This window comes from Microcystis sp. M165S2 (assembly GCF_020245885.1).
Taxonomy (GTDB): Bacteria; Cyanobacteriota; Cyanobacteriia; order Cyanobacteriales; family Microcystaceae; genus Microcystis.
Genome location: NZ_JADBTZ010000434.1, coordinates 1 through 4,779, shown reverse-complemented (window position 1 = coordinate 4,779; position 4,779 = coordinate 1). Strand labels below are relative to the sequence as shown.

Annotated in this window: 4 protein-coding genes; 2 read left to right on the top strand and 2 right to left on the bottom strand. The window is 45.7% G+C overall.

All coding sequences use genetic code 11. The features are described 5' to 3' along the window. Positions 1 to 96, bottom strand: a 96-nt coding sequence (locus IM479_RS21370) for a helix-turn-helix domain-containing protein (RefSeq protein WP_287076085.1), incomplete at its 3' end; no start/stop codon positions are given. Between the two features lie 33 nt (positions 97 to 129). Then, the gene (locus IM479_RS21365) at positions 130 to 918 is read right to left on the bottom strand and encodes a DUF4079 domain-containing protein (protein WP_287685998.1); all 789 of its coding nucleotides are present in this window, start codon (positions 916 to 918) and stop codon (positions 130 to 132) included. A 273-nt stretch (positions 919 to 1,191) separates the two neighbouring features. On the opposite strand from IM479_RS21365, the gene IM479_RS21360 reads away from it, so the two are divergent. After that, positions 1,192 to 2,682: a UDP-N-acetylmuramoyl-L-alanyl-D-glutamate--2,6-diaminopimelate ligase gene (locus IM479_RS21360; RefSeq protein WP_287685997.1), complete on the top strand. Its 1,491-nt coding sequence runs from the start codon at positions 1,192 to 1,194 to the stop codon at positions 2,680 to 2,682. A 304-nt stretch (positions 2,683 to 2,986) separates the two neighbouring features. Beyond that, on the top strand, positions 2,987 to 4,573 hold the full coding sequence (locus tag IM479_RS21355) for a serine/threonine-protein kinase (protein ID WP_287685996.1): 1,587 nt from the start codon (positions 2,987 to 2,989) through the stop codon (positions 4,571 to 4,573). Positions 4,574 to 4,779 lie beyond the last annotated feature (206 nt).

The window sequence follows — 4,779 nt, the reverse complement described above, 5'->3', positions numbered from 1 at the left end:
TTTATTGTAAACTAATCTTACACAGCCCAAAGTGCGCCGCAATAGCGACTCTTGTTCTGGTGTGGGGTAAAATCGGTAAGAATAGGCTTTTTCCATGTCTCACATTTAAGCATATATTCCGTAAATGCGCTAGTATTTAACAGTAAAGCCGTCGTAGAACGACGGGGTTTCAGACCCAAAATTTTCGATGAGGGGGGTTTGGGATTTCGGTTCAGGACAGGTTTTATTGGTGAAATCACAGCGATAAATTGCCGGTTTTTGCCAACTGAGGGGAATTTCCAGCAAATCCCTCGAACCGGTCATCGCTTGTCCCAGAAAGAGAGCCAGGGCGATACAATTGAGAATTGTATGGGCGATGCGCCAACGATGGGAACGGTCTTTATAGATATCTTTGACAATTGCCAGAGAAAAAATCATCAGTAATGATGCCGCCATGCCGATATAGTAGTGGGACCAGTACCATTGGGACGAGAGTCGCCAGACCCCATCCTGAGCACCGATAATAATTAAACCCATGCCAGTCAAGGTGGCAAAAATTCCGCGCCAGAGGGCTTGTCTAGCGCGGTAGAGACAGACCAAAGAGGCAATGGTGACAAAAAACATCAAAATCATAAAAATGACCAGAAAGGGGTCTAATTTTCCCTCTTTTTGTTTATCGACAAAACCATTAAAACCGTAAACGACCGAGTAAGCTAGTGCTAACAGGTTAACCCCTACCACTGTAGCCGTTAACCAGCGGCCTAAGCGTAGATGTTCGGGCCCAACCACTGGGGGAATTTTACTTTTATTTCCTGCAGCGGTTTCTAAGCGACGTTGACGGGTTTGCCAAGCAAAGTTAACTACGAGGCCGATAATAGGGAAAACGACCACTATTGCTAGGACAGGATGAATGAGAGCCAGAAAATCGACGAATTGCATATAAATATCCCGAAAATAGTCAGCAGAAAATCGTCAATAGTTGACAAGCTATAGCCTTATTTTTTTCAGCTTATCGCAGATATCAGGAGCCGGTCGTCGGTCGTTAGGAGTCGGTCGTCAGGAGATTATTTTTATTTATTCTCCCCACACCCTACACCCCACACCCGACACCCCACACCCTACACCCCAAAACCTCACTTCCCATTTCGGACGAGGAACCTCTTTGATAATCGGCTAATCTAAAAGCAGCAATCCCTAGATTCAATCCTGACTATGAAACTACAAGAACTTTTGACAAATATCACTCTGGTTTCCCCAATTTCTTCTCCTATCGCTTTAGAAACCGAGATTACGGGAATTTCCACCAACTCTCATGCTTGTCAACCCGGAGATTTATTTATCGGTTTACCCGGTAGTCGCGTCGATGGGGGCGAATTTTGGCGTTCTGCTTTGGAAACCGGGGCCGTAGCGGCGATTATTTCCCCGGCAGCCGCCGCTAAATTTCCCCCCCCGGAGGATGCTTCGGTAATGGTTGTGGCAGATTTAGTTACTGCCGCCGCTGCGATCGCTGCTAAATTCTATCATTATCCTGCCCAAACCCTAAAATTAATCGGTGTGACGGGAACTAACGGCAAAACCACCACCACCCATTTAATTGAATATTTTCTCAGCCAAGCAAAGATTCCCACCGCTTTATTCGGTACTCTTTATACCCGTTGGCAAGGATTCCAAGAAACCGCTAATCATACCACCCCTTTCGCTAACGAGTTACAAGCTAGTTTAGCCAAAGCGGTGAGCGCTGGCAATGAAATCGCCGTCATGGAAGTTAGTTCCCATGCACTGGCCCAGGGACGGGTACAGGGTTGTACTTTTCCCGTGACGGTGTTTACCAATCTCACCAGAGACCATCTCGATTATCACCTCGATATGGAAGATTATTTTGCCGCTAAAGCTAAATTATTTAGTCCCGATTATCTGCAAGGGAAGGCGATTATTAACCTTGATGATGCCTCTGGTCAACGTTTAGCGGCCTCCCTGTCTCCCCAACAGGTTTTAACCTATAGTGTGTCCGATGCTAGTGCCGATTTTTATACTAAGGATTTACACTATCAACCCACGGGAGTTCAAGGGGTGATGGTGACTCCCCAAGGGGAAATAGCCTTTGCTTCTCCTCTGGTGGGTCAATATAATCTGGCTAACCTCTTGGCGGCGGTGGCGGCAGTGTTAGAATGTGGTGTAGATTTAGGGAAAGTAATCGGTCAAATTCCCCAGTTTTCAGGAGTACCGGGGCGGATGGAACGGGTTAGCACCGCTCCCGACCAAGATATCAGCGTCATTGTTGATTATGCCCATACTCCCGACAGTTTAGAGAATGTTTTAAAAGCTTCCCGTCCCTTTATTTCTGGTCGGATGATTTGTGTTTTTGGTTGTGGCGGCGATCGCGATCGGACAAAACGGCCGTTAATGGGTAAAATAGCCGCAGAATTAGCAGATTTAGCCATAGTTACCTCCGATAATCCCCGCACAGAGGCTCCCGAACGAATCCTTCAGGATATTATCGCTGGCATTCCCTCAGAAATTACTGTTCAGGTAATTAGTGATCGCGCTTTGGCCATTGACACGGCTATTCAAGCAGCGCAACCGGGAGACGGGGTAATTATTGCGGGTAAAGGTCACGAAGATTATCAAATTTTGGGGACGGAAAAAATCCATTTCGATGACCGCGAACAGGCCCGGGCCGCTTTGATGAAAGTGAAAAATTGATGGGGGGTGATGAATTATCAAGAAAAGCTAACATTAGTTGACAATTGACACAAGTAGCCAATGTTAAAATCTGTGATAGACTAGAAGAGTTTAGGTAAAAATCCCCGTTAGGGGGCAACCGCTATCTTGATAAGTTGCCCCCTGTCTTGACTAAGCAATGACACAAAAAAGGCGTTACACGCGCTTTGATTGTCTGAAGCCTCTGGCTTTAGACTTTGGAGGATACCCCCTCTTGAGGAGAATCTCTTAAAGTGCATTGTTAGGGTGTGTTAGTAAAAAAGTATCGGTCAATTGGTGACTCTAGATGACCTACTGCCTTAATCCCAACTGTACTCAACCGAAAAACGCCCCGACAGCGTTAATCTGCGAGAGTTGCGGTTCAAAACTTCTTCTGCACGACCGCTATCAAACTCTAGGCATTTTGGGGAAAGGAGGGTTTGGGACAACTTTTGTTTCATCGGATCTGTCCCTACCAGATAAGCCCCTCTGTGTGGTCAAACAACTGCAACCTCCCTCTAAAGAGGCTAATGTTTTTCGCATGGCGAGGGAACTTTTTGAGCGAGAAGTGGAAACCTTGGCAAAACTGGGAGTTCATCCGCAGATTCCCCGATTATTGGACTATTTTGAAGATAATCAACAGTTTTATCTAGTTCAAGAATACCTTAAAGGTCATAACCTGCACCAAGAGGTCAAAAAACGCGGACCGTTTAGCGAAGCGGGAGTCAAACAGTTTTTAAGTGAACTCTTGCCGGTTTTGCAATATGTCCACGAGCAAAAGGTAATTCATCGGGATATCAAACCCGCTAACCTAATTCGTCGGCGAACAGACCGAAAATTGATTCTGATTGACTTCGGGGCCGTCAAAAATCAAGTTAATACCGTCATGGCCAATGCCGATTCTCAAACCGCTTTCACTAATTTTGCCGTGGGTACCCAAGGTTTTGCCCCCCCCGAACAGATGGCCATGCGTCCCGTTTACGCTAGTGATATCTACGCGGTGGGAGCTACCTGTCTCTATCTACTCACGGGCAAATCTCCTAAAACGATCGAAGTTGATATTAATACAGGCGAATTACTCTGGGAAAAATTAGTCAAGGTGAGTCCCCCGTTTGCTAAAGTCCTGAAAACAATGCTGGAAGTCTCTGTCCGTCATCGCTACAAATCCGCTCAAGAGGTAATGGATGCTTTAGACATGACGGCTTATGCCGACAGTCTAGCCCAAAGTTTAATCGCCGCTCCAATGGTTACTTCCCAGCCCCCCCGACAAGATTCAGGTTCGATAGCCACTTCCTCCGTTTCTGGCCCTCTCAAGTCTAAATTTCGTCCCAAAAATAAAAATCCAGAGGCCTCTCCAGATAATATGCTGGGGGGACAGATGGCTTTTTCAATGTTTAATACAAATGTATTGAATAAAAGTAAAGCCCGCAGCAGCACGGAGCTAACCTTACTGAAGAAAAAACCCCGCTTAGATGAAAAAGCGATTCTCGATGCTTACAATAACGGCCGGCGCAATTTCGCCCAAGAGGAATTACCAAATCTCAATCTGGCCAAAGCCAAACTTTTGGGGGTAAATTTCTGTCAATCCAAATTAACAGGAGCTAATTTACAAGGGGCAGATCTGTCCAATGCGGATCTGGGCCGGGCTAATCTCAGTCAAGCTATTCTCAAAAGTACCAATTTAAATAATGCCTATCTCGGTTATGCAGACCTAGAAAAGGCCGATTTACGCGGGGCTAATCTCACCGGCGCCCATCTTCGCTACGCTAATCTCAAAGATGCTAATCTTTGCGGGGCTAATCTCTCTGATGCCCAAGTAACTCAAGAACAAATCGCCCTGGCAAAAACCAATTGGTTCACAGTTATGCCCAATGGTAAACGCAGTTACTGGTAATCTTTTTTCAGTGATCAGTAAACAGTAATCAGTAAACAGTGAAAAGACAGTAGGAAACTTCTATTTAGGGTCTGCTGAATAAATCTAAAAACCTTGTTGGGTAAGACTTTTAGACTTTTTGTCAATCAAAAAGTACCGGACTGGGAGTGATCAGGGGGAAAATTCCGGGACTTTTTCCCTGAAAATTAGGTAATTGAGCAGATGAA

What these genes read in the sequence shown, in the direction of transcription:
- IM479_RS21365 (WP_287685998.1), bottom strand. Translation starts at nt 918, where the DNA reads ATGCAATTCGTCGATTTTCTGGCTCTCATTCATCCTGTCCTAGCAATA.
- IM479_RS21360 (WP_287685997.1), top strand. Translation starts at nt 1,192, where the DNA reads ATGAAACTACAAGAACTTTTGACAAATATCACTCTGGTTTCCCCAATT.
- IM479_RS21355 (WP_287685996.1), top strand. Translation starts at nt 2,987, where the DNA reads ATGACCTACTGCCTTAATCCCAACTGTACTCAACCGAAAAACGCCCCG.